We start from the raw sequence: 20,255 nt of genomic DNA, 5'->3' as shown, positions 1-20,255 counted from the left end.
GCCGGGGGCGGGTAGAACCCGTCCCCGGCCGTGCTTCGAAAAGCTCAAGCTGCGGTGACCACCAGCCCGCGCTGCACCGTCGGCCGCGCCAGCCCCGCATCCAGCCAGCGCTGGACATGCGCAAAACGGTCGAAGCCGACGATTTCGGCGGCCTCGTAAAAGCCGATCAGATTACGCACCCAGCCGAGCAGCGAAATGTCGGCGATGCTGTAATGGTCGCCCATCACCCACGACCGATCGGCCAGCCGCGCGTCGAGGACGCCGAGCAATCGCGCCGATTCCGCCGCATAACGGTCGCGCGGGCGCTTGTCCTCATATTCGCGCCCCGCGAATTTATGGAAAAAGCCGAGCTGGCCGAACATCGGCCCGACCCCGCCCATCTGCCACATCACCCACTGGATCGTTTCGTATCGCGCCCCGGAATCGGGCGAGATCAACTGCCCCGTCTTGTCGGCCAGATAGATCAGGATCGCGCCCGATTCCCACAGCGCCAGCGGCTTGCCGCCGGGGCCGTCGGGGTCGTAGATCGCCGGAATCTTGCCGTTCGGGTTGAGCGCCAGAAAGGCCGGGTCATGGCTTTCGTTCGCCATGATATCGATGCGGTGCGGCTCGTAAGGGAGGCCGGTTTCTTCGAGCATGATGCCGACCTTGACCCCGTTCGGCGTCGGGGCCGAGAAAAGCTGGAGCCGGTCCGGATATTGCGCGGGCCATTTGGCAAAGATCGGATGGTCCACCGTCAGACGTCCTGCTCGCGCTTTGCCTGCTGGTGATGGCGGATCACTTCTTCGATGATGAAGCGCAGGAATTTTTCGGTGAAATCGGGATCGAGGTCGGCGTCGCGCGCCAGCGACCGCAGCCGCTCGATCTGCCGCTCCTCGCGGCCTGGATCGGCGGGCGGCATGCCCTCGCGTGCTTTCAGCTCGCCGACCGCCTTGGTGACCTTGAACCGCTCGGCCAGCATATAGACCAGCGCCGCGTCGATATTGTCGATGCTCTGACGGTAGCGGCTCAGTTGGTCGTCCATATGCGGCTCCTCTTATGCCCGGCACGCTTGGCACCGGGGAGGGGCGTCATGCAAGCCGAAAGTCGTTGCAAAATCGCGGCCGCGCCGCCAAGGCTCGCCGCATCATGATTGCCGAAATCCACCAGCTCCACGGCGACCGGCCCCCCTCGCTCGATCCGATGATGGCGCTTGTCGCCGCCGATATGAACGAGGTGAATTCGGTCATTCTCGACCGCATGCAGTCCGAAGTGCCGCTGATCCCCGAACTCGCGGGCCACCTGATCGCGGGCGGCGGCAAGCGGATGCGGCCGATGCTGACGCTCGCGTGCGGCAAGCTGCTCGATTATCCGGGGCGGCGTCATTGCAAGCTGGCCGCCGCGGTCGAATTCATCCACACCGCGACGCTCCTCCACGACGATGTCGTCGACAAATCGGACCTCCGCCGCGGGCGCAAGACCGCGAACATCATCTGGGGCAACAGCGCATCGGTGTTGGTCGGCGATTTCCTGTTCAGCCGCGCCTTTGAGGTGATGGTCGAGGACGGATCGCTGAAGGTGCTCAAGATTTTGAGCCGCGCGTCGGCGGTGATTGCCGAGGGCGAGGTCAACCAGCTCTCCGCCCAGCGCCGCATCGAAACCAGCGAGGACCAGTATCTCGCGATCATCAACGCCAAGACCGCCGAACTGTTCGCCGCGGCGTGCAAGATCGCCGCGGTCGTCGCCGAACGCGACGAAGCGACCGAGGCCGCGCTCGACGCCTATGGCCGCAACCTCGGCATCGCGTTCCAGCTCGTTGACGACGCGATCGACTATGTTTCGGACGCCGAAACGATGGGCAAGGGGGTCGGCGACGACTTTCGCGACGGCAAGGTCACGCTGCCCGTTATCCTCGCCTATGCGCGCGGCAGCGCCGACGAACGCGAATTCTGGAAACAGGCGATCACCGGTCACCGGACGTCGGATGACGATCTCGCCCACGCCACCCGCCTGCTGCGCCAGCATGGCACGATCGACGACACGCTGGCGCGCGCGCGCCACTATGGCCAGCGCGCGGTCGACGCGATCGGCGGCTTCCGCGCCAGCCACGCCAAGGCGGCGCTGACCGAGGCGGTCGCCTTTGCGGTCGCGCGGGCTTATTAGATTCTTGGTAATCCCTCCCCTTCAGGGGAGGGCAGCGAGACTTGCCAGCTTGCTGGCTTAGTCGCAGCGGGTGGGGTCCAGCGGCCTTGCGCAAGGCCGACGGCCCCCACCCCAACCCCCCCCCCTGAAGGGGAGGGGCTTTGCGGGGGAACGGACGATGCCGATGATGGGTCCAGCAGCGGAAACCCCCGATGCCTATATCGCCGCCCTCTCGGGCTGGCAGCGCGAACGCTGCGAAATGATGCGCGCCGCGATCCGCTCCGCCGCGTCCTTCGAAGAAACGATCAAATGGACCAACCTGGTGTTCATGGCCAACGGCCCGTGCATCCTGATCCGCGCCGAGGAGCACCGCGTCCTGCTCGGTTTCTGGCGCGGCAAGCGGCTGCGCGACATCGAGCCGCGGATCAAGGCGAGCGGCAAATATGAGCTCGGCAATCTGGTGCTGACCGAAGCGACCGGGGTCACCGCGGACCAGGTTGCGACGCTCGCCGCCGAGGCTCACCGCCTCAATATCGAACTCGGCAACCCGGCGGCGCGGACCTGATGCAGGCGCTGCCGATCGATCAGGTGTTGCCCGATATTCTCGCGGCGCTGATCCTGAAACCCAATGCCGTCGTCGTTGCGCCGCCGGGGGCGGGCAAGACGACGCGCGTCGCCCCGGCGCTGCTCGACCAGCCCTGGTGCAAAGGCGCGGTCTGGCTCCTGTCGCCGCGCCGCCTCGCCGCGCGTGCGGCGGCCGAACGCGTTGCCGATGAAATGGGGGAGCCGGTGGGGGGCACGGTGGGCTATGCGACGCGGCTCGACAGCAAGCAGTCGGCAGCGACGCGATTGCTGGTGATGACGCCGGGGTTGTTCCGTAACCGCATCCTTGCCGATCCCGAACTGACCGGCGTGTCGGCGGTGCTGTTCGACGAAGTCCACGAGCGCAGCCTCGACGGCGATTTTGCGCTCGCGTTGGCGATCGACGCGCAGCAGGGGCTGCGTGACGATTTGCGGCTGGTCGCCATGTCGGCGACGCTCGACGGCGCGCGGTTCGGCGCGCTGCTCGGCAATGCGCCGGTGGTGAAGAGCGAGGGCAAGATTTTCCCGCTCGAGCTGCGCCACATCGGCCGCCGCGCCGAGGACCGATTGGAGGCGAGCGTGCTGGTCGCGGTACGCCAGGCGATGGCCGACGAAGCGGAGGGCGATATGCTCGCCTTTCTGCCTGGCGCCGCCGACATCGAACGCGCCGCGGTGGCGGTCGAGACGGCGGGCCTGCCGCTGGTCGTCCACCGCCTGCACGGCCAGATCGATCCGGCGCTCCAACGGAAAGCGCTCGTTCGCGATCCTGATGGCGGGCGCAAGCTGGTCCTTGCGACCAGTATCGCCGAAACCAGCTTGACCATCGACGGGGTGCGGATCGTCATCGACGCGGGCCTGTCGCGGCGTCCGCGCTTCGACAAGGCGGCGGGCATCGCGCGGCTGGTCACTGAACGCGCCAGCCAGGCGTCGGCGACGCAGCGCGCCGGGCGCGCCGCACGGCAGGGGCCGGGGGTCGCCTACCGCCTGTGGGAAGCCGCGGCGACGGCCGGCATGCCGCCGTTCGATCCGCCCGAAATCCATGAAAATGACCTGATGCCGGTGGTACTCGATTGTGCCAGTTGGGGCATCATCGATCCGCGCCAACTCGGCTGGCTCGACCCGCCGTCACCCGCAGCGATTGCCGAGGCCAAGACGCGGCTGCAGGCGATCGGGGCGCTGGGCGACGACGGCCGCATCACCGCGCATGGCAAGGCGCTCGCCGCGATCCCGCTGCCGGTGCCGCTGGCGCATATGTTGCTCGACGCGGCGCGCGCGGGCGAGGGCGCGTTGGCGGGGCGGCTCGCGGTGCTGCTTACCGAGCCGGGGCTGGGCGGGCGCGGCGTGGATGTCGAGGCGCGGCTCGGGCGCTGGCGCGGCCAGCGCGGCGACCGCAGCGAGGGCGCGGTGCGGCTGGCGCGGCGGCTGGCAGGTATCGGCGAGAAGTTGGCGGCGGGGACCGACCCGGTGCCATCGCGCTCGATCGGCGGCTGGATCGCGACGGCTTGGCCTGACCGCGTCGCGCGGCAACGCGCCGGGCAGCGCGGCGAATATCTCAGCGTCGGCGGCCGCGCCTATCGCATCGATCCGGTCGAACCGCTGGCGGGCAGCGAGTGGCTCGCGATCGCCGATGCGCAGGGTCATGCCGCCGGGGTCCGCATCCTCGCCGCAGCGCCGATCGACCAGGCGGAGGTTGAGGCGATCTTTTCCGATCGCGTCGTTGCGCATGCGGCGAGCAGCTACGACGCCGCCAGCGACCGCGTCGATCATCGCCGCGAACGGCGGCTCGGTGCGATCGCGCTGACCAGCGGGCAGGCGGGGCGCAGCGACAATGTCGATCATGACATTGCGCTGCGGCTGTCGGCGGTGCGCGACAAGGGACTCGGGCTGATCGGCTGGGGACCGCTGGCGCAGGCGCTGCGCCAGCGTGCCTCGTTCGCGGGCATCGATACGCTATCGACCGGCGCGCTCGCCGACAGCCTCGACATCTGGTTGCCGCCGCTGCTTGCCGAGTGCCGCGGGCTGCGCGACATCGGCGACCGCAAGCTGGCCGACGCGCTGATGGGACTGCTCGACTGGTCGGCGCGGCAGCTGCTCGAAAAACATGCGCCCGCCGATTATGTTACCCCGGTCGGCAGTCGTCATTCGATTGATTATGGCGCCGACGGTGGGCCAACGGTCGCGGTGCGGGTGCAGGAATTGTTCGGGCTGGCGCGGCACCCGACGATCGGCGATCCGCCGGTGCCGCTGGTCCTCGCCCTGACCTCGCCCGCGCACCGCCCGATCCAGACGACGCGTGATCTGGTCAGTTTCTGGGACGGCAGCTGGCACGATGTCGCGCGCGAGATGCGTGGGCGCTATCCCAAGCACAGCTGGCCCGAAGATCCCGCGAACGCGCGTCCGACCCTGCTGACCAAGGCGGCGCAGGCGCGGCGCGGCGGCGCATAAGGTTGGCTCTTTTCGTCGGCCCGCCAAGCCGCTAAGGCACGGGCAACCCAACCAACGCAGGACTGTCCCGATGAAAGCGCGCATCTTCCAGAAACCGAAAAATGCGATGCAGTCGGGGCGTGCCGGGACGGAGCGCTGGATGCTGGAATTTGCGCCCGCCGAAGCGCGCAAGCCCGATCCGCTGATGGGCTGGGCCGGGAGCGGCGATACGCAGCGCCAGATCCGGCTGACCTTTGCGAGCCGCGAAGAGGCGGTCGCCTATGCGGACCGCAATGGCATCGACGCGGAGGTTGTTGCGCCGCCGGTGCGGACGCTCAAGATCCAGGCTTACGCGGATAATTTTCGGTAAGCCGACGTGGGAAACAAACCCCGTTCGTGCTGAGCTTGTCGAAGCACCGTTCTTATTTTGACGTTGCAACGAAAGAACGGCCCTTCGACAAGCTCAGGGCGAACGGGGTTTAATTGGTGCCTTAACGCTTACTCGCTGTCCGGCTGCAGCAACTTGTGCAGATGCACCACCACATATTTCATTTCGGCATCGTCGACCGTGCGCTGCGCCGCGGCGCGCCACGCCTTTTCGGCGGTCTTGTAGTCGGGGAACAGGCCCACGACGTCGAGGTTGTGGAGGTCGACGAAGTCGGTGCCCTGCGGATCGCTGACGCGTCCACCGAACACGAGGTGCAATTTGCTCATGGCTGCTTTCCTTGCGGGCTGGCGCTGGGGAAGGGGAGAAGGCGCGGCCCCTAACAGCGCGGCGCCGCTACGGCAAGCCGGTCAATCGTCCTTGCGATCCGACGGGCCGGACTTGGGGAGCAGCGACCCGAGCAGCGCGCCGATCGCAACCGCCCCGGCGACGAGCGCCAGCGGCTGCTTTTCGGCGACATCTTTGAGCTTGCTGTTCGCACGCTTGGCCTGCACCTTGCCGCGTTCATAGGCTTCGCTCGCGGCCTCGCGCGCGACGCCAGCCTGCTCGCTCGCCTTGGCGGCGAAATCGCCGGTCGCGGCGCGCGCGCGGCCATAGCTGTCCTGGATCCGCGCCTTGGCCGCTTCGGCGGTCAGTCGGGCATTTTCGGCGGTTTTCTCCGCAAGTTCACTCGCTTTTGCGCGGGCGTCGCTGGCGGTTTCACTGAACGGCTTCATCGTCATTCTCCACTGGTGCGTCATGGTCGCCGTCGTCGGCGCTGGCCTGATCGGCGGGGGTTTCATCGGCGGGGCGCAGTCGATCGGCGACCGCATTCGCCATATCCTGAATCTTCTGGGTCAGCCGCGGCGCATGTTCCTTGATCGGTTCGCGCAGCAGCCACGCCACGCCCGCCACCGCGGCGAGTGCGATGGGCAGTCGGTTTTTGCGAAATTCCTGCCGCACCGCGTGCGCGGCGTCGTCGATCTTCGCGTTCACCCGATATTTGCCGCGATCGACCAAGGCGCCCGGCTTGAACGCCGCTTTGGCGACGTCGAGCCGGCGATAGAGTTCGGCGCGTTGCAGCATCGAGCGGCGCGCGGCAGCGATCAGGCGGTTACGCGTCCGCGGCATCGTCAAATCCTTCGCCGGTCAGGTCGCGCCGCAGCGCGGTGCGGATGTCGCCATAGCCGATGTGCGCGCGCCACGCCGCGCCGCCGGCGATGATCAGCAGCACGCTGACCACGATCAGCGTTGCCAGCAGCGGGCCGACGCGCGGCGCCAACACCAATATCGCGCCGAACGCCAGCGCCAGCAGCGCCACGCCCGCCGCGGTTGCGGCCACGCCGCCCCAGATCGCCGCGCGGCTGGCGCCGTAAAGCGCCAGCTCGCTCCGCGCCTCGATCAGCGCCAGTTCGGCTTTCGCCGTCGCCGACAGATTGTCGACGACGTCCCCGACAATCTGTTCGAGCGGCACCGGGGGTGGCGCGACCGGCGCGCCATTGGGCGCGTAGCCGTGGCTTATGCCGTCAAAGCTGGGCGCGTCGGGCGTCGATGGGGTGTGCGGGTCAGGGGATGGCAACGGCCGATCAATCGTTCGAGCCGCCCTTGAGCATCCGGGCCAGCACGAAGCCGATCACGGTGGCCGCACCGACCGCAATCGCCGGGTTCTTCTTGACCATGTCGCGGGTGGACGCGGCCAGCTCGTCAAGATCCTTCTTGTCGAGCGAGGTCGCAAGACCGGCAACGGTCGAAGCCGCCGAGCGCGCATAATCGCCATATTGCTTGCCGAACTTGCTGTCGACCGTGCCGGCGCTGTCTTCGAGCAGCTTGGCGAGGCTGCCAACGGCTTCGGCGGCCTTGTCCTTGCCCTTGGTCGCGGCGTCGCGCGCCTTCACCGACGCCTGCTTCTTCAGGGCGTTGGCTTCATCCTTCAGCGATGCGGCCTTTTTCGATGCCTCGGTCTTGATGGTGTCGCGGGTTGCGGCGATCTGGTCGCGGATCGGGTGGTCTTTTGCGGCCTTCGCGGCAGCGGGCTTGCGCGCCGGCGCAGCCTTGGTCGCGGCAGCCTTGGCAGGCGCTTTGGGACGCGGAGCGGCAACTTTCTTGGTCGCGGGAGTAGCGGCTTTGGCCATGGCGTTGTCCTCTTCTTCTTATGTCGGGCGCCGCAACGGCGAACATCCCTTTGGTCCTGTCTGAATATATAGCAAGGCACGCCGAATGGTTCCATAGGCGCGCAAAATTCCTATGCATTATTGCGATTTCCGCGCCGCGCCGATAACAGGCGGGCGCCTTTCCCTACCGCCCTGCCGCCAGGGCTTTCAGCAGGACAATATCCATGACCGCCATCATCGACATCCACGGCCGCGAAATCCTCGACAGCCGCGGCAATCCCACCGTCGAAGTCGATGTGCTGCTGGAGGATGGCAGCTTCGGCCGCGCCGCGGTCCCCTCGGGCGCTTCCACGGGCGCACACGAAGCCGTCGAGCTGCGCGATGGCGACAAGGCGCGCTACCTTGGCAAGGGCGTGATCAAGGCGGTCGCGGCTGTGAACGGCGACATCGCCGACGCCCTGATCGGCCTCGATGCCGAGGATCAGCGCGAACTCGACCAGGCGATGATTGACCTCGACGGCACCGCGAACAAGAGCCGCCTCGGCGCCAACGCGATCCTTGGCGTCAGCCTCGCCGCCGCCAAGGCTGCGGCCGACGCACGCGGGCTGCCGCTTTATCGCTATGTTGGCGGCGTGTCGGCGCGCACCCTGCCGGTGCCAATGATGAACATCATCAACGGCGGCGAACATGCCGACAATCCGATCGACGTGCAGGAATTCATGATCATGCCCGTCGGCGCCGGCAGCATCGCCGAAGCGGTGCGCTGGGGGAGCGAGATTTTCCATACGCTGAAGAAAGGCCTGTCGGCAAAAGGTCTCGCGACCGCGGTCGGCGACGAGGGCGGCTTCGCCCCGAACCTCGCCTCGACCCGCGCCGCGCTCGACTTCATCGCCGCGTCGGTCGATCAGGCGGGCTTCAAGCTCGGCAGCGATGTCGTGCTCGCACTCGATTGCGCCGCAACCGAATTCTTCAAGAACGGCAAATATGAAATTAGCGGTGAAGGCCTGTCGCTCAGCCCCGACCAGATGGCCGAATATCTCGCCGCGCTGGTGAACGACTACCCGATCAAGTCGATCGAGGACGGGATGAGCGAAGATGATTTCGTGGGCTGGAAGGCGCTCACCGACCTGATCGGCGACAAATGCCAGCTGGTCGGCGACGACCTGTTCGTCACCAACCCCGCGCGTCTCGAACAGGGGATCAAGGACGGCCTTGCGAACTCGCTGCTTGTCAAGGTCAACCAGATCGGCACGCTTTCGGAAACGCTCGATGCAGTCGATATGGCGCACCGCGCGCGCTACACCGCGGTGATGTCGCACCGCTCGGGCGAGACCGAAGACTCGACGATCGCCGATCTCGCGGTCGCGACCAACTGCGGCCAGATCAAAACCGGCAGCCTCGCGCGCTCGGACCGGCTGGCGAAATACAACCAGCTGATCCGCATCGAGGAAGAACTGGGCGACATGGCGCGCTATCCGGGGGCGGCGATTTTCGCCTAAGCCAAGACTGCACCTTATTCGTCATCCCGGCCTTCGCCGGGATGACGATAATATGTGACCGGACGCCTTGACGCCATGAATCAACTCTGATTCAAGGGACGGCGATGACGCAGCGCCACAAACTCCGCAAATCGATGAACCGGGCCGTCGGTCCCGCGGTCGCGGTGATCGCGGTGCTGGCGATGATCGGCTACATCATTTTCGGCCCAACCGGGCTCTACGCCTGGGGCGACTACAGCCAGTCGGTCGAAAAGAAGCGCGTTGTGCTGAGCGAGCTCGCGAAGAAGGAAAGCGAGCTTCAGAACCGGGTCAATCTGCTTGACCGGCGCAGCGTCGATCCTGATCTGGCCGAGGAATATGTGCGCGAAAAGCTGGGCGCCTATCATCAGGATGAATATATCATTCCGATGGAGCCTGCGGCGAAGTAAGCCGCCGCCCGTCATTGCTTCGCTGCGCGCGCAATGACGGGATAATGCTGCATTCGTAATCGCACCGTCTTTGCCGCCAACCGGGCGTTGCCAAACCCACTTTGCCGCTCCTATAGGGAGCCTTGCCGTAACGGCTAACTGCAAAGGAACCCGCCTTGGCCAAAGCTCCCGCGCGCGCATCCGCCGCGTCGAAAAAGACTGCCTCGACCCCGTCGCCCGTGACCAATCGCGAAGGGCCGCGTGATCCCGTTCCCTATGACGCCACCCCGGCGGAACTGGAGAAATTCTATCGCGAGATGCTGCTGATCCGGCGCTTCGAGGAAAAGGCGGGGCAGCTGTACGGGCTCGGGCTGATCGGCGGTTTCTGTCATCTGTATATCGGTCAGGAAGCCGTTGCCGTGGGCCTGCAGTCGGCGCTCGACGGCGACAAGGACAGCGTGATCACCGGGTACCGCGACCATGGCCATATGCTCGCTTATGGCATCGACCCCAAGGTCATCATGGCCGAACTCACCGGCCGCGCCGCGGGTATCTCGCGCGGCAAGGGCGGGTCGATGCATATGTTCAGCGTCGAGCATAAATTTTATGGCGGCCACGGCATCGTCGGCGCGCAGGTGTCGCTCGGCACCGGCCTTGCCTTTGCGCACAAGTACCGCGACGACGGCGGGGTCGCGATGTCCTATTTCGGCGACGGCGCGTCGAACCAGGGGCAGGTGTACGAAAGCTTCAACATGGCCGAGCTGTGGAAGCTGCCGATCATCTTCGTGATCGAGAATAACCAATATGCGATGGGTACATCGGTCAATCGCTCGTCGGCCGAGGATCAGCTCTATCGCCGCGGCGAAAGCTTCCGCATCCCCGGCATGCAGGTCGACGGCATGGACGTGCTCGCGGTGCGCGGCGCCGCCGAAGCCGCGCTCGAATGGGTGCGCGCGGGCAAGGGGCCGGTGCTGATGGAGCTCAAAACCTATCGCTACCGTGGCCATTCGATGTCCGACCCCGCCAAATATCGCAGCCGCGAGGAAGTACAGGCGGTGCGCGACAAGTCCGACGCGCTCGAACATCTGAAGAAAGTCATGCTCGACGCGGGCATCACCGAAGAGAAGTTCAAGGATATCGACAAGGAAATCCGGGCGATCGTGGCGGAATCGGCCGACTTTGCCGAAAGCGCGCCCGAACCCGAACTTCCCGACCTGTATAGCGACGTGCTGGTGGAGCAATATTGAGATGGCCATCGAATTGAAGATGCCGGCGCTGTCGCCGACGATGGAAGAAGGCACGCTCGCCAAATGGCTCGTCAAGGAAGGCGACACGGTCAAATCGGGCGACATCCTGGCCGAGATCGAAACCGACAAGGCGACGATGGAATTTGAAGCGATCGACGAAGGCACGATCGGCCAGATCCTGATTGCCGAGGGCACCGACAATGTGAAGGTCGGCACTGTGATCGCGACGATTACGGGTGAGGGGGAGGAAGCGGCGACACCGGCGCCCGCGCCTGCGCCCGCTGCCGAAGCGCCGAAGGCCGATACACCCAAAGAAGAAACGCCCAAGAACGCCGAAAGCGGCACCGAACAACTCGCCGTGAAGGCGAAAGCCGCGGTCGCTGACCCCGCCATTCCCGAAGGCACCGCGATGATCCGCCTGACCGTCCGCGAGGCGCTGCGCGATGCGATGGCCGAGGAAATGCGCGCCGACGACCGGGTGTTCGTGATGGGCGAGGAAGTCGCCGAATATCAGGGTGCGTACAAGGTCACGCAGGGGCTGCTCGACGAATTTGGCGCGCGCCGCGTCATCGACACGCCGATCACCGAATATGGCTTTGCCGGCCTCGGTGCGGGCGCGGCGATGGGCGGGCTGAAGCCGGTCATCGAATTCATGACCTTCAACTTCGCGATGCAGGCGATCGACCACATCATCAACTCGGCGGCGAAGACCAACTATATGTCGGGCGGCCAGATGCGCTGTCCGATCGTGTTCCGCGGTCCCAACGGCGCCGCGTCGCGCGTCGGCGCGCAGCACAGCCAGAATTTCGCCCCCTGGTACGCCAGCGTCCCCGGGCTGATCGTGATCTCGCCCTATGACGCCGCCGACGCCAAGGGGCTGCTCAAGGCGGCGATCCGTAGCGAGGATCCGGTCGTATTCCTGGAAAACGAACTGCTGTACGGCCGCAGCTTCGACGTTCCCGATCTCGACGACCATGTCCTGCCGATCGGCCAGGCGCGGATCATGCGTCCGGGCAGCGACGTCACCATCGTCAGCTATTCGATCGGCGTCGGGCTCGCGCTCGAGGCGGCTGACCAGCTGGCGGGCGAGGGCATCGACGCCGAGGTCATCGACCTGCGCACCTTGCGCCCACTGGATACCGCGACCGTGCTCGCGAGCCTCAAAAAGACCAACCATCTCGTCGTCGTCGAGGAAGGCTGGCCGACCTGTTCGATCGCCAGCGAACTTGCGATGGTCGCGATGGAGCAAGGCTTTGACGATCTCGACGCGCCGGTGATGCGCGTGTGTAACGAGGACGTACCGCTGCCCTATGCCGCGAACTTGGAGAAGGCGGCGCTGGTTGATGTGCCGCGGGTGGTGAAAGCCGTGAAGGCGGTTCGCAATCGCGCTTGATCTCCCTCGTCATTGCGAGGAGCGAAGTGACGAAGCGATCCAGAGTAGCGTAAACCCGCTCTGGATTGCGTCGCTTCGCTCGCAATGACGACGCTCCGGTGATAGCGCGCCGACGATGGATGACGCCGAACCAGAAATGCCATTGTACCCCGACATCCGCGACCCGCGCGTCATGGTCGCGGTGCCGCGCGAAAGGCGTGCGGCGATGGCGGCGCTTTGGGACTTCGCGGAGCGCCTGACCAATCTGCTTATCGGCGCGCGCGAACCACTGATCGGCCAGATCAAGCTCGCTTGGTGGCGCGACATGGCGGCGATGCTGGCGCGCGATCCCGACAGCTTGCCCAAGGGCGAACCGTTGCTCGCGGCGCTCACCGCGACATGGGCCAGGCAGGGCGGGCTCGATACGCTCGTCGATGCCGCCGAGGCGATGCTGCTCGCCGAGGATGTCGCCGACCGTCACACCGCCGCCGCCGAATTCGGCGCACGTCTTTTTGCGCTGTCGGGCGGCGATGCCGATGGCGGTCGGCGGTGGGGACTGCTGTGGGGCGCCAGCGTTCAGGCGGGGGCGGAGGAAGCACGCGAGTTGCTCGCCGCCGCGCGCGATTGTGCGCCGCCGCCGCGTAGCATTTTTGCAGCAAACCGCGCGCTGCTGATGCTCGACCGCTGGGCCGGCGCCATTGCCGGAAACGACGGCGAACGGCGCTGGCGAAGCGAGGGATTGCTGCTGCTGCGGCTTGGCCTGATCGGCCGCTGACGATAAAAATGCGTCGGGGGTGGAAATGCGCCGGACGAACATCTATCTTGTCCGGTACAGAATAGGGTCGCAGGGGACATAAGGATGTTCAACGGGCTGATCGCCTATCTCGATTCGATCAAGGCGCGCGATCCGGCGCCGCGGTCGCGTTGGGAAATTCTTCTCTACCCGGGACTCGTTGCGGTGGGCATGCACCGCATCGCGCACTGGCTGTTCGAGGCGCGGCTGTTTTTCCTCGCGCGCTTCGTCAATCACCTGTCGCGCTGGATGACCGCGATCGATATCCATCCGGGCGCCAAGATCGGTCGCCACCTGTTCATCGACCATGGCTTTACCGTGATTGGGGAAACCGCTGAGATCGGCGACAATGTCACCATCTATCAATGCGTGACGCTGGGCGGCACCGATCCCGCCAATGGCATTGCGGGCAAGCGCCATCCGACCTTGGCTGACGATGTCATCGTCGGGTCGGGGGCGCAGATCCTCGGCCCGATCACCGTCAACCCGCGCGCGCGCGTCGGCGCCAATGCGGTGGTGACCAAGGACGTGCCCGAGGGTGCGGTGATGGTCGGCATACCCGCACGCTCGACCCTGGTCGACGCCGCCGAATATGCCCGCGAGTTCGTGCCTTACGGCACATGCAACGAGACGTTCGATCCCGCGACGCAAAAGGTCGAGTTGCTGCAATGCCAGCTGGAGCAGATGCAGAAACAGCTCGCGGCGCTGATCGCCGAACGCGACGCGGTGGCCGAAGAAGAGGCGCCGCGGCGCAAGGGGAGCCGGAAAAGCGCCTGATGGGAACGGTGACGCCCCTGCCGTTCGCAAACAGGGCCATCCCGCAGCAGACCGGTTTTGAACGCCCCGAACTGATGCGCATCCTCGACCTTTACGGCCGCATGGTCGCGGCGGGGCATTGGCGCGACTATGCGATGGATTTCCACCGCGACGCCGCGATCTTCTCGGCCTTTCGCCGCGCCGCCGAGCGTCCCGAATATCGTATCGAAAAACGCCCCGCCTTGCGGAGCAGGCAAGGCATGTGGGCCTTGGTCTCCGAAGCCGGGGCGATTTTGAAGCGCGGGGACGAGCTCGCCAATGTGCTCGCCCCCGTCGAACGCAAGCTTATGAAGCTGGTAGGGGACTGACGGTCCGCGTCGTCGCTGGCAGCTGGTTCGCCAGATTGTCGGGCAGCATCCCGACCACGACCGCCCGGGCATTTTGCCAGAAGGCCGACAGCAGCAACAGCGCCGAACCGATCACGAACGCGGTCAGCGCGACGTTGAGTTCGACCGCACCGAATTCGCGGAACAGCTGGGTCAGCGCGAACAGCACATAAGCGAGGGCGGACACCAGCAAGGCGCGGCGGTCGATCGCCAGCGCGATCAGCCCGAACAGCACATAGATGGCGACGACCATCACCGCGGCGCCGCTGCCGATATTATTACCCTCGGTCACGCCGAGCAGGTGGAAGATCGGATGCGCGATCATCGGCGCGGCGAGCAGGTGGAGCCAGAAGGCGACGTCGCTGCGCCGCGTCTGGCGCACCCGGTCGCTGCGGTCCCACCACATGGCGAGCGCGAACACGCCGATCCCGGCGGTCAGCACCAGCGACATCACCAGCGCGTCAGGCCGTTCGGGCATGCCGGTGATCGACAGCACCAGCGCCACCGCGGTCCCCGCCAGCGCGGCAGTGCCGGCCGCAACCGTGATCGGCACCATGAAGCGCTTCCAATGCGCCCAGGTCGCCGCCGCGGTCACCAGCGCCATCGATCCGAACAGGATCGCGCCCATGGTGTCGCCCAGATGGTTGCCGAAAATCGCTTCGCCATGTTCGAACAGAAAGCCGACCATGGTCGCGAACACGCCGCCGGAGAATGCGAGCACCAGCACGATGCTGGGCAGCGCCATACGGCGTTTGCGGGTGAAATATTCGGCGAGGAACCATGCCGACAGCGCGACAAAGGCACCGCCGAGCGCGGTGTGAATCGACTGGCCGATCCACGCGACCGCGACGAGCAGGATCACCGCCGCGATGCTGACGAAAATATCGTTGAAACCGGTGATGAGGCGGAAGGATTCTTCATCCGCCGCGGGGGCCGAACGCGCCGACGCGATATGCGCCCGGAACGCCGCAGCGGCCTCCGGCGTCAAAACTTTCGCATCGACCGCAGCTTGCAGGTCGCTTTCACTATACATCGGGGTCGTCCTTGTTAGACCGATCCCCTTGCCCCGCTGGCTTTATGGCAGCGGCGTGTTGCTGTGTCAATACAGTGTGGCGCTGCGATAATCCTCCCTGTGGCAAAGCCATGGAGAAGGGGACCGTTCGCGAAGCGAATGGTGGAGGGGCCGCGACGGTCGTGTCATTGCCCCTCCGTCAGCGCTTCGCGCTGCCACCTCCCCATGGCCTTCGGCCACAGGGAGGATCAACCGAGGCTCACCCCAGCGCCATCAACGCCTTCATCACATTCATCGACTGTTCGCTACCCGACTGCGGCACGATCTCGCCGCTGCGGTCGATGATCTTCTCCCACGCCGCGGCAACGCCTTCGGGCGTGCGCTCGCCTTCGGGGAGCGCGACGCCGGGGGTCATGGTGACATAAGCGGCGTGGAACGCGCCCGCACCCGCCCCGACGATCATGTTGGTCGGCGCGTCCTCGCTGACGAGGTAGAGCGCGGCAGGCACAACATTCTCCGGCGTGAATTTTTCGAACAGTTCGGCGGGGAAGATGTCTTCGGTCATCCGCGTGCCCGCTACCGGCGCGATCGTGTTGCAGCGGATGTTGTACTTGGCGCCTTCGAGGTGGAGCGTCTTGGTCAGCCCTGCGAGGCCCAGCTTCGCCGCACCATAATTGGCCTGGCCGAAATTCCCGTACAGGCCGGTCGAGGAGGCGGTCATCAGGATGCGGCCATAGGCCTGTTCGCGCATCAGGTCCCAGCACGCCTTGGTGACATTGGCGCTGCCGCTGACGTGCACCTTCAGCACCAGGTCGAAATCGGCGGGTTCCATCTTGGCAAAGCTCTTGTCGCGGAGGATCCCGGCGTTGTTGATCAGGACATGGACGCCGCCCCATTCTTCCTTCGCCTTGGCGACCATTTCGACCATCTGGTCATATTCGGTGACACTGCCGCCGTTCGACATCGCGGTGCCGCCCGCAGCGCGAATTTCCTCGACGACCTGCAGCGCGGCGTCCGAATGGCCGGTGCCGTCGCGCGCTCCACCCAGGTCGTTGACCACGACCTTGGCGCCGCGCCGCGCGAGTTCGAGCGCATAGGCGCGGCCCAGCCCGCCGCCCGCGCCGGTAACAATGGCAACGCGTCCGTCAAATTTGATCGTCATGATAATCTCCCGGATGGGGCCGCCGCAAAAGGTTGCCCGAAAGAACTGACACGTCCTTAGCCGTTCGCGTGTCGCTGGCAAGAGGTGAGCGAAAAGCGTCCGATGAAACAAAAATGTCACGATATTGACGTGCAGCTGTCATCTACTCGTCATAACAGCGCCATCAGTTTGTCACCTTCTCCAACGGAGCAAATCCCGAATGCGCCACGCTCTGACCGCCACCCTGTTGGCGACGTCGATGTTTTGCCTGCCTACCGCCGCGCGGGCGCAGGCGATGACGGCTGAGGAAGCGGCACAGCTGCGCGCCGAACTGGCGGCGCTGAAGGCACAGGTGCAGATGCTGGAAACGCGGCTTGACGCGGCCACCGCAGCGCCGACGCCCGCCCCGGCGCCGACACCCATCCCGCCGTCGGTCACCGCCAAACCTGCGACCGAGATCAGTTGGAAGGGCGCGCCCGAAATCAAGACCGCCGATGGCTGGAGCTTCAAGCCGCGCGGCCGCGTCCAGCTCGATCTCGCCGGGGTCGATACCCCCGCCGGGGTGACCGGGATGCGCGGCGGTACCGCGACCGAGTTTCGCCGCGTCTATCTCGGCGTCGATGGCAAGATCCCGGGCGGTTTTGCCTACCGCGTCGAAGCCGACATCGCGAATGGCGAGGTCGAGCTGACCGACGTCTATATGAGCTATGGTACTGGCCCGCTGACGGTGACAGCAGGGCAGGTCAAACCCTTCTGGGGGCTCGACGACATGACGAGCGACCTGTTCACCAGCTTCATGGAACGCGCCGCTTTCGTCCAGGCGTTCGGGTTCGAGCGCCGCGTCGGGCTGTCCGCACAATATAAGGGCAAGGCGCTGCTGCTGCAGGGCGGGGTGTTCGGTGACAATGCCGCTGACCTCACCGACAGCAACCACAGCTTCGGCATCGACGGGCGCGCGGTGTTCATGCCGAAACTCGGCGATGCCCAGCTGCATCTCGCCGCATCGGGCCATTGGCGCGACCCGAACGACCCTGCCGCGACCGTCCGCTATCGCGCGCGGCCGTTCGTCCACACCACCGATGTTCGCCTGGTCGACACCGGCCTGCTCGACGTCGCCAGCGAGCGCGGGCTGGGGCTGGAGGGCGCGGTGATCGCGGGGCCGTTCCACGCGGCAGGCGAAGCCTTTTGGCAGACGCTGAAGCGCCGCGGCGCCGCCGACCCGACCTTCTTTGGCGGCTATGCCGAGGTTGGCATGGTGCTGACTCCCGGCGACGCGCGCGGGTATAAGGATGGTGCGTTCGACCGGTTGAAACCGTCGAAGCCGATCACCGCGGGCGGTATCGGCGCAATCGAAATCAACGCGCGCTACGACCATCTGGATCTCAATGACGGCTCGATCGTCGGCGGGCGGCAACAGGCGGCGCTGATCGGGCTGGTGTGGGCGCCGATCGAATATATCCGCATCACCGCCAACTACGGCAAGCTGTGGATCGACAATGCGCGGGTGGCGACGGCGACGGGGGATCGCAGCTATACGGCGGATACGTTTGGATTGCGGACGCAGGTCGATTTTTGATCGGGATGTCTGCTCTGGGGTGGGGAGCGGTCCTTCAACCTCGTCATGCTGAACTTGTTTCAGCATCCATGGCCTGACCTCGAATTTGGCGCTGCGCGGAAGGAAACAGCAGACCATGGATCCTGAAACAAGTTCAGGATGACGATCCAAGGACGGCCGCACCCGTCGCGAGCCAATGTTAGCTACTTTTCCCCGCATCCAGTGCATAACCCGCCGACCGCACCGTGCGGATGATGTCGCTCGTCCCCGGCAGGTTGATCGCCTTGCGCAGCCGCCGGATATGCACGTCGACGGTGCGCAGTTCGATATCGCTGTCCTGGCCCCACACGCTGTCGAGCAACTGTCCGCGTGAAAAGACGCGGCCCGGATGCTCCATGAAATGGCGGAGCAGGCGGAATTCGGTCGGCCCCATATTCACCGTCTGACCATTGCGGATCACCTTGTGCGCGACCGAATCGAGCTCGATGTCGGCATAGGTCAGCAGCTCGCCGGCGAGCGCCGGGCGCAGGCGGCGGAGGACCGCCGAGACGCGCGCGACCAGTTCGCGCGGGCTGAACGGCTTGGTCACATAATCGTCGGCGCCGGTTTCCAGCCCGCGGATGCGATCCTCTTCCTCGCCGCGCGCGGTCAGCATGATGATCGGCACATTCGCCGATTTCGGGTTGCGGCGGAGGCGGCGGCACACTTCGATACCGGGCAGGCTTTCGATCATCCAGTCGAGCAGGACGATGTCGGGGACGCGCTCCTCGACCAGCACCAGCGCCTGCTCGCCGTCGGGCGTTTGGCGGACCGAAAAACCCTCGCGTGCGAAATGCCAGACGATGAGCTCGGCGATTGCCTCGTCATCCTCGATCAGCAGCAGGTCGGGCTGCGGCATCAGCCTTGCTCCTGCTCCGCGGCGCCATCTTCGGGCTGTTCGCCGCGCTCGCGCTCCTCCATATGCTCGCCGGTCACGACATAATAGACCATCTCGGCGATGTTGGTCGCATGGTCGCCCATCCGCTCCAGGTTCTTGGCGACGAACAGCAGGTGCGCGCTTTCCGAGATATATTTCGGATTTTCCATCATGAAGGTGACGAGTGTGCGAAAGATGCTGTTGTAGAAATCGTCGACATTCTTGTCGCGCACCGTGACCCGCACCGCGAGTTCGGCGTCGCGCGCGGCAAAGCTGTCGAGTGCGTCGTGGATCAGTTCGGCAACGATCGACGACATCGACATCAAGAGCGGGATCGCCTCGATCGACCGCGTCTGATCCATCAGCGCGACGCGCTTGGCGATGTTCTTGGCATAGTCGCCGATGCGTTCGACCACCGACACGATCTTCAGGGCCGCGATCATTTCGCGCAGGTCGTCGGCCATCGGCGCGCGTAGCGCGATGGTCTGAACCGCGAGCTGTTCGACTTCGCTTTCCAGCGCGTCGATCTTCTTGTCGTCGCGCACCACCTGCGCCGCGAGGTCGAAATCGCCCTGTTTCAGCGCGGTCATCGCCTGTAGCAGCGCCTGTTCGGCGCGGCCGCCCATCTCGCTGATCAAACCGCGCAGGCGGTTGAGGTCTTCGTCGAAGGCTTTGACCGTATGATCGTTCGTAAGTGCCATCAATCTTGTCCTGTTGCGCTGCGGATCAGCCGTAGCGGCCGGTGATATAGTCCTTGGTGCGTTCCTGCTTCGGGTTGGTGAAGATGTCGGTGGTCTTGCCATATTCGACCAGCGTCCCGAGGTGGAAAAAGGCGGTGCGCTGCGATACGCGGGCCGCCTGCTGCATATTGTGGGTGACGATCACGATCGCATATTTGCCGCGCAGTTCGTGGATCAGCTCCTCGATCTTCGCCGTAGCGATCGGGTCGAGCGCCGAGCAGGGCTCGTCCATCAGGATGACTTCGGGGTCGACCGCGATCGCGCGTGCGATGCACAGGCGCTGCTGCTGGCCGCCCGACAGCGCGGTGCCGCTTTCGAGCAGGCGGTCCTTGACCTCGTCCCACAGCCCGGCGCGGACCAGCGCGCGCTCGACGATCACGTCGAGGTCGGCCTTGGACGGCGCGAGCCCGTGGATGCGCGGGCCGTAACCGACATTGTCGTAAATCGACTTGGGGAAGGGGTTGGGCTTCTGGAACACCATGCCAACGCGCGCGCGCAGCTGCACGACGTCCATCGACGGCGCGTAGATATCCTCGCCGTCGAGTTCGATGCGTCCGGTCACCTTGGCGCTGGCAACCGTGTCGTTCATCCGGTTGAGCGAGCGCAGGAAGGTCGACTTGCCGCAGCCCGACGGGCCGATGAAGGCGGTGACCAGGTCGGTCCCGACGTCGATCGACACGTCGTTGATCGCCTGCTTGTCGCCATAAAAGACGTTGACGCCCTGCGCCCGCATCTTGGGGTCGGCGATGATGAGATCGTCTTGGGTCAT

General features: G+C 65.5%; 24 protein-coding genes. 12 read left to right on the top strand and 12 right to left on the bottom strand.

What is annotated here, in order from left to right; all coding sequences use genetic code 11:
• Positions 1-44: 44 nt before the first annotated feature.
• Both FFS18_RS04570 and FFS18_RS04565 read right to left on the bottom strand, forming a co-directional pair.
• Entirely contained in the window at positions 45-740 is a 696-nt protein-coding gene (locus tag FFS18_RS04570; RefSeq protein WP_137870063.1) for a glutathione S-transferase N-terminal domain-containing protein, read from the bottom strand.
• A complete protein-coding gene (locus tag FFS18_RS04565; protein ID WP_137869942.1) occupies positions 737-1,024 on the bottom strand; it encodes a chorismate mutase in 288 nt (95 codons plus the stop codon). Before FFS18_RS04565 ends, FFS18_RS04570 begins: the two co-directional genes overlap by 4 nt.
• Positions 1,025-1,128: 104 nt before the next feature.
• On the opposite strand from FFS18_RS04565, the gene FFS18_RS04560 reads away from it, so the two are divergent.
• From FFS18_RS04560 to FFS18_RS04545, 4 genes are all read left to right on the top strand, one after another.
• Positions 1,129-2,142, top strand: coding sequence for a polyprenyl synthetase family protein (locus FFS18_RS04560; protein WP_137869941.1), 1,014 nt, complete (start codon positions 1,129-1,131; stop codon positions 2,140-2,142).
• Between the two features lie 163 nt (positions 2,143-2,305).
• On the top strand, positions 2,306-2,686 hold the full coding sequence (locus FFS18_RS04555; RefSeq protein ID WP_249340293.1) for a DUF1801 domain-containing protein: 381 nt from the start codon (positions 2,306-2,308) through the stop codon (positions 2,684-2,686).
• Positions 2,686-5,148 carry an ATP-dependent helicase HrpB gene (hrpB, locus tag FFS18_RS04550; protein ID WP_137869940.1) on the top strand — a complete coding sequence of 821 codons (2,463 nt, stop codon included), beginning with the start codon at positions 2,686-2,688 and terminating at the stop codon, positions 5,146-5,148. The genes FFS18_RS04555 and hrpB overlap by 1 nt, the downstream gene beginning before the upstream one ends.
• 70 nt (positions 5,149-5,218) lie before the next feature.
• Complete coding sequence (locus FFS18_RS04545) at positions 5,219-5,497, top strand: ETC complex I subunit (RefSeq protein ID WP_120215993.1); 279 nt, start codon at positions 5,219-5,221, stop codon at positions 5,495-5,497.
• A gap of 128 nt (positions 5,498-5,625) precedes the next feature.
• On the opposite strand, the gene FFS18_RS04540 is transcribed toward FFS18_RS04545, so the two are convergent.
• The 5 genes from FFS18_RS04540 to FFS18_RS04520 all read right to left on the bottom strand — a co-directional run bounded on the left by FFS18_RS04540 (position 5,626) and on the right by FFS18_RS04520 (position 7,683).
• On the bottom strand, positions 5,626-5,841 hold the full coding sequence (locus tag FFS18_RS04540) for a DUF4170 domain-containing protein (RefSeq protein WP_120215994.1): 216 nt from the start codon (positions 5,839-5,841) through the stop codon (positions 5,626-5,628).
• A gap of 81 nt (positions 5,842-5,922) precedes the next feature.
• On the bottom strand, positions 5,923-6,288 hold the full coding sequence (locus FFS18_RS04535) for a hypothetical protein (RefSeq protein ID WP_137869939.1): 366 nt from the start codon (positions 6,286-6,288) through the stop codon (positions 5,923-5,925).
• Positions 6,272-6,682 carry a DUF3618 domain-containing protein gene (locus tag FFS18_RS04530; protein WP_137869938.1) on the bottom strand — a complete coding sequence of 137 codons (411 nt, stop codon included), beginning with the start codon at positions 6,680-6,682 and terminating at the stop codon, positions 6,272-6,274. Before FFS18_RS04530 ends, FFS18_RS04535 begins: the two co-directional genes overlap by 17 nt.
• Positions 6,666-7,130: a phage holin family protein gene (locus tag FFS18_RS04525; protein WP_137869937.1), complete on the bottom strand. Its 465-nt coding sequence runs from the start codon at positions 7,128-7,130 to the stop codon at positions 6,666-6,668. Before FFS18_RS04525 ends, FFS18_RS04530 begins: the two co-directional genes overlap by 17 nt.
• 7 nt (positions 7,131-7,137) lie before the next feature.
• On the bottom strand, positions 7,138-7,683 hold the full coding sequence (locus tag FFS18_RS04520; RefSeq protein WP_137869936.1) for a hypothetical protein: 546 nt from the start codon (positions 7,681-7,683) through the stop codon (positions 7,138-7,140).
• 203 nt (positions 7,684-7,886) lie between these two features.
• Here FFS18_RS04520 and eno point away from each other — a divergent pair, with 203 nt between their 5' ends.
• The 7 genes from eno to FFS18_RS04485 all read left to right on the top strand — a co-directional run bounded on the left by eno (position 7,887) and on the right by FFS18_RS04485 (position 14,104).
• On the top strand, positions 7,887-9,161 hold the full coding sequence (gene eno, locus FFS18_RS04515; protein ID WP_137869935.1) for a phosphopyruvate hydratase: 1,275 nt from the start codon (positions 7,887-7,889) through the stop codon (positions 9,159-9,161).
• Between the two features lie 104 nt (positions 9,162-9,265).
• Positions 9,266-9,589: an FtsB family cell division protein gene (locus FFS18_RS04510; protein WP_120215999.1), complete on the top strand. Its 324-nt coding sequence runs from the start codon at positions 9,266-9,268 to the stop codon at positions 9,587-9,589.
• Between the two features lie 155 nt (positions 9,590-9,744).
• Positions 9,745-10,815, top strand: coding sequence for a pyruvate dehydrogenase (acetyl-transferring) E1 component subunit alpha (pdhA, locus tag FFS18_RS04505; RefSeq protein ID WP_137869934.1), 1,071 nt, complete (start codon positions 9,745-9,747; stop codon positions 10,813-10,815).
• Between the two features lies 1 nt (position 10,816).
• Entirely contained in the window at positions 10,817-12,208 is a 1,392-nt protein-coding gene (locus FFS18_RS04500; protein WP_137869933.1) for a pyruvate dehydrogenase complex E1 component subunit beta, read from the top strand.
• A 115-nt stretch (positions 12,209-12,323) separates the two neighbouring features.
• The gene (locus FFS18_RS04495) at positions 12,324-12,962 is read left to right on the top strand and encodes a hypothetical protein (protein WP_137869932.1); all 639 of its coding nucleotides are present in this window, start codon (positions 12,324-12,326) and stop codon (positions 12,960-12,962) included.
• An 84-nt stretch (positions 12,963-13,046) separates the two neighbouring features.
• Entirely contained in the window at positions 13,047-13,757 is a 711-nt protein-coding gene (gene epsC / locus FFS18_RS04490; RefSeq protein ID WP_137869931.1) for a serine O-acetyltransferase EpsC, read from the top strand.
• On the top strand, positions 13,757-14,104 hold the full coding sequence (locus tag FFS18_RS04485; protein WP_137869930.1) for a DUF2794 domain-containing protein: 348 nt from the start codon (positions 13,757-13,759) through the stop codon (positions 14,102-14,104). The genes epsC and FFS18_RS04485 overlap by 1 nt, the downstream gene beginning before the upstream one ends.
• On the opposite strand, the gene FFS18_RS04480 is transcribed toward FFS18_RS04485, so the two are convergent.
• Together FFS18_RS04480 and FFS18_RS04475 are read right to left on the bottom strand one after the other, a co-directional pair.
• Positions 14,082-15,155, bottom strand: a complete 1,074-nt coding sequence (locus FFS18_RS04480; RefSeq protein WP_137869929.1) for a hypothetical protein — start codon at positions 15,153-15,155, stop codon at positions 14,082-14,084. The genes FFS18_RS04485 and FFS18_RS04480 overlap by 23 nt on opposite strands.
• Positions 15,156-15,393: 238 nt before the next feature.
• On the bottom strand, positions 15,394-16,296 hold the full coding sequence (locus FFS18_RS04475; RefSeq protein WP_137869928.1) for an SDR family oxidoreductase: 903 nt from the start codon (positions 16,294-16,296) through the stop codon (positions 15,394-15,396).
• Between the two features lie 199 nt (positions 16,297-16,495).
• On the opposite strand from FFS18_RS04475, the gene FFS18_RS04470 reads away from it, so the two are divergent.
• Positions 16,496-17,851: an OprO/OprP family phosphate-selective porin gene (locus tag FFS18_RS04470; protein WP_137869927.1), complete on the top strand. Its 1,356-nt coding sequence runs from the start codon at positions 16,496-16,498 to the stop codon at positions 17,849-17,851.
• 178 nt (positions 17,852-18,029) lie between these two features.
• Here the strand turns inward: FFS18_RS04470 and phoB are convergent, their stop codons facing one another.
• The 3 genes from phoB to pstB are packed head-to-tail and all read right to left on the bottom strand — an operon-like array spanning position 18,030 to position 20,255.
• Complete coding sequence (gene phoB, locus FFS18_RS04465) at positions 18,030-18,728, bottom strand: phosphate regulon transcriptional regulator PhoB (RefSeq protein WP_137869926.1); 699 nt, start codon at positions 18,726-18,728, stop codon at positions 18,030-18,032.
• Complete coding sequence (gene phoU / locus FFS18_RS04460) at positions 18,728-19,447, bottom strand: phosphate signaling complex protein PhoU (protein ID WP_137869925.1); 720 nt, start codon at positions 19,445-19,447, stop codon at positions 18,728-18,730. Before phoU ends, phoB begins: the two co-directional genes overlap by 1 nt.
• A gap of 25 nt (positions 19,448-19,472) precedes the next feature.
• Positions 19,473-20,255, bottom strand: a complete 783-nt coding sequence (pstB, locus tag FFS18_RS04455) for a phosphate ABC transporter ATP-binding protein PstB (protein WP_120216011.1) — start codon at positions 20,253-20,255, stop codon at positions 19,473-19,475.

This window comes from Sphingopyxis sp. 2PD (assembly GCF_005503695.1).
Classification (GTDB): domain Bacteria; phylum Pseudomonadota; class Alphaproteobacteria; order Sphingomonadales; family Sphingomonadaceae; genus Sphingopyxis.
This window is presented reverse-complemented; position numbering and strand designations above follow the sequence as displayed.

Excerpts from the sequence above, each read along its gene's own strand:
- FFS18_RS04565 (WP_137869942.1), bottom strand. The coding sequence starts at position 1,024 with ATGGACGACCAACTGAGCCGCTACCGTCAGAGCATCGACAATATCGAC.
- FFS18_RS04560 (WP_137869941.1), top strand. The coding sequence starts at position 1,129 with ATGATTGCCGAAATCCACCAGCTCCACGGCGACCGGCCCCCCTCGCTC.
- FFS18_RS04555 (WP_249340293.1), top strand. The coding sequence starts at position 2,306 with ATGATGGGTCCAGCAGCGGAAACCCCCGATGCCTATATCGCCGCCCTC.
- hrpB (WP_137869940.1), top strand. The coding sequence starts at position 2,686 with ATGCAGGCGCTGCCGATCGATCAGGTGTTGCCCGATATTCTCGCGGCG.
- FFS18_RS04545 (WP_120215993.1), top strand. The coding sequence starts at position 5,219 with ATGAAAGCGCGCATCTTCCAGAAACCGAAAAATGCGATGCAGTCGGGG.
- FFS18_RS04540 (WP_120215994.1), bottom strand. The coding sequence starts at position 5,841 with ATGAGCAAATTGCACCTCGTGTTCGGTGGACGCGTCAGCGATCCGCAG.
- FFS18_RS04535 (WP_137869939.1), bottom strand. The coding sequence starts at position 6,288 with ATGAAGCCGTTCAGTGAAACCGCCAGCGACGCCCGCGCAAAAGCGAGT.
- FFS18_RS04530 (WP_137869938.1), bottom strand. The coding sequence starts at position 6,682 with ATGCCGCGGACGCGTAACCGCCTGATCGCTGCCGCGCGCCGCTCGATG.
- FFS18_RS04520 (WP_137869936.1), bottom strand. The coding sequence starts at position 7,683 with ATGGCCAAAGCCGCTACTCCCGCGACCAAGAAAGTTGCCGCTCCGCGT.
- eno (WP_137869935.1), top strand. The coding sequence starts at position 7,887 with ATGACCGCCATCATCGACATCCACGGCCGCGAAATCCTCGACAGCCGC.
- FFS18_RS04510 (WP_120215999.1), top strand. The coding sequence starts at position 9,266 with ATGACGCAGCGCCACAAACTCCGCAAATCGATGAACCGGGCCGTCGGT.
- FFS18_RS04500 (WP_137869933.1), top strand. The coding sequence starts at position 10,817 with ATGGCCATCGAATTGAAGATGCCGGCGCTGTCGCCGACGATGGAAGAA.
- FFS18_RS04495 (WP_137869932.1), top strand. The coding sequence starts at position 12,324 with ATGGATGACGCCGAACCAGAAATGCCATTGTACCCCGACATCCGCGAC.
- epsC (WP_137869931.1), top strand. The coding sequence starts at position 13,047 with ATGTTCAACGGGCTGATCGCCTATCTCGATTCGATCAAGGCGCGCGAT.
- FFS18_RS04485 (WP_137869930.1), top strand. The coding sequence starts at position 13,757 with ATGGGAACGGTGACGCCCCTGCCGTTCGCAAACAGGGCCATCCCGCAG.
- FFS18_RS04480 (WP_137869929.1), bottom strand. The coding sequence starts at position 15,155 with ATGTATAGTGAAAGCGACCTGCAAGCTGCGGTCGATGCGAAAGTTTTG.
- FFS18_RS04475 (WP_137869928.1), bottom strand. The coding sequence starts at position 16,296 with ATGACGATCAAATTTGACGGACGCGTTGCCATTGTTACCGGCGCGGGC.
- FFS18_RS04470 (WP_137869927.1), top strand. The coding sequence starts at position 16,496 with ATGCGCCACGCTCTGACCGCCACCCTGTTGGCGACGTCGATGTTTTGC.
- phoB (WP_137869926.1), bottom strand. The coding sequence starts at position 18,728 with ATGCCGCAGCCCGACCTGCTGCTGATCGAGGATGACGAGGCAATCGCC.
- phoU (WP_137869925.1), bottom strand. The coding sequence starts at position 19,447 with ATGGCACTTACGAACGATCATACGGTCAAAGCCTTCGACGAAGACCTC.
- pstB (WP_120216011.1), bottom strand. The coding sequence starts at position 20,255 with ATGACCCAAGACGATCTCATCATCGCCGACCCCAAGATGCGGGCGCAG.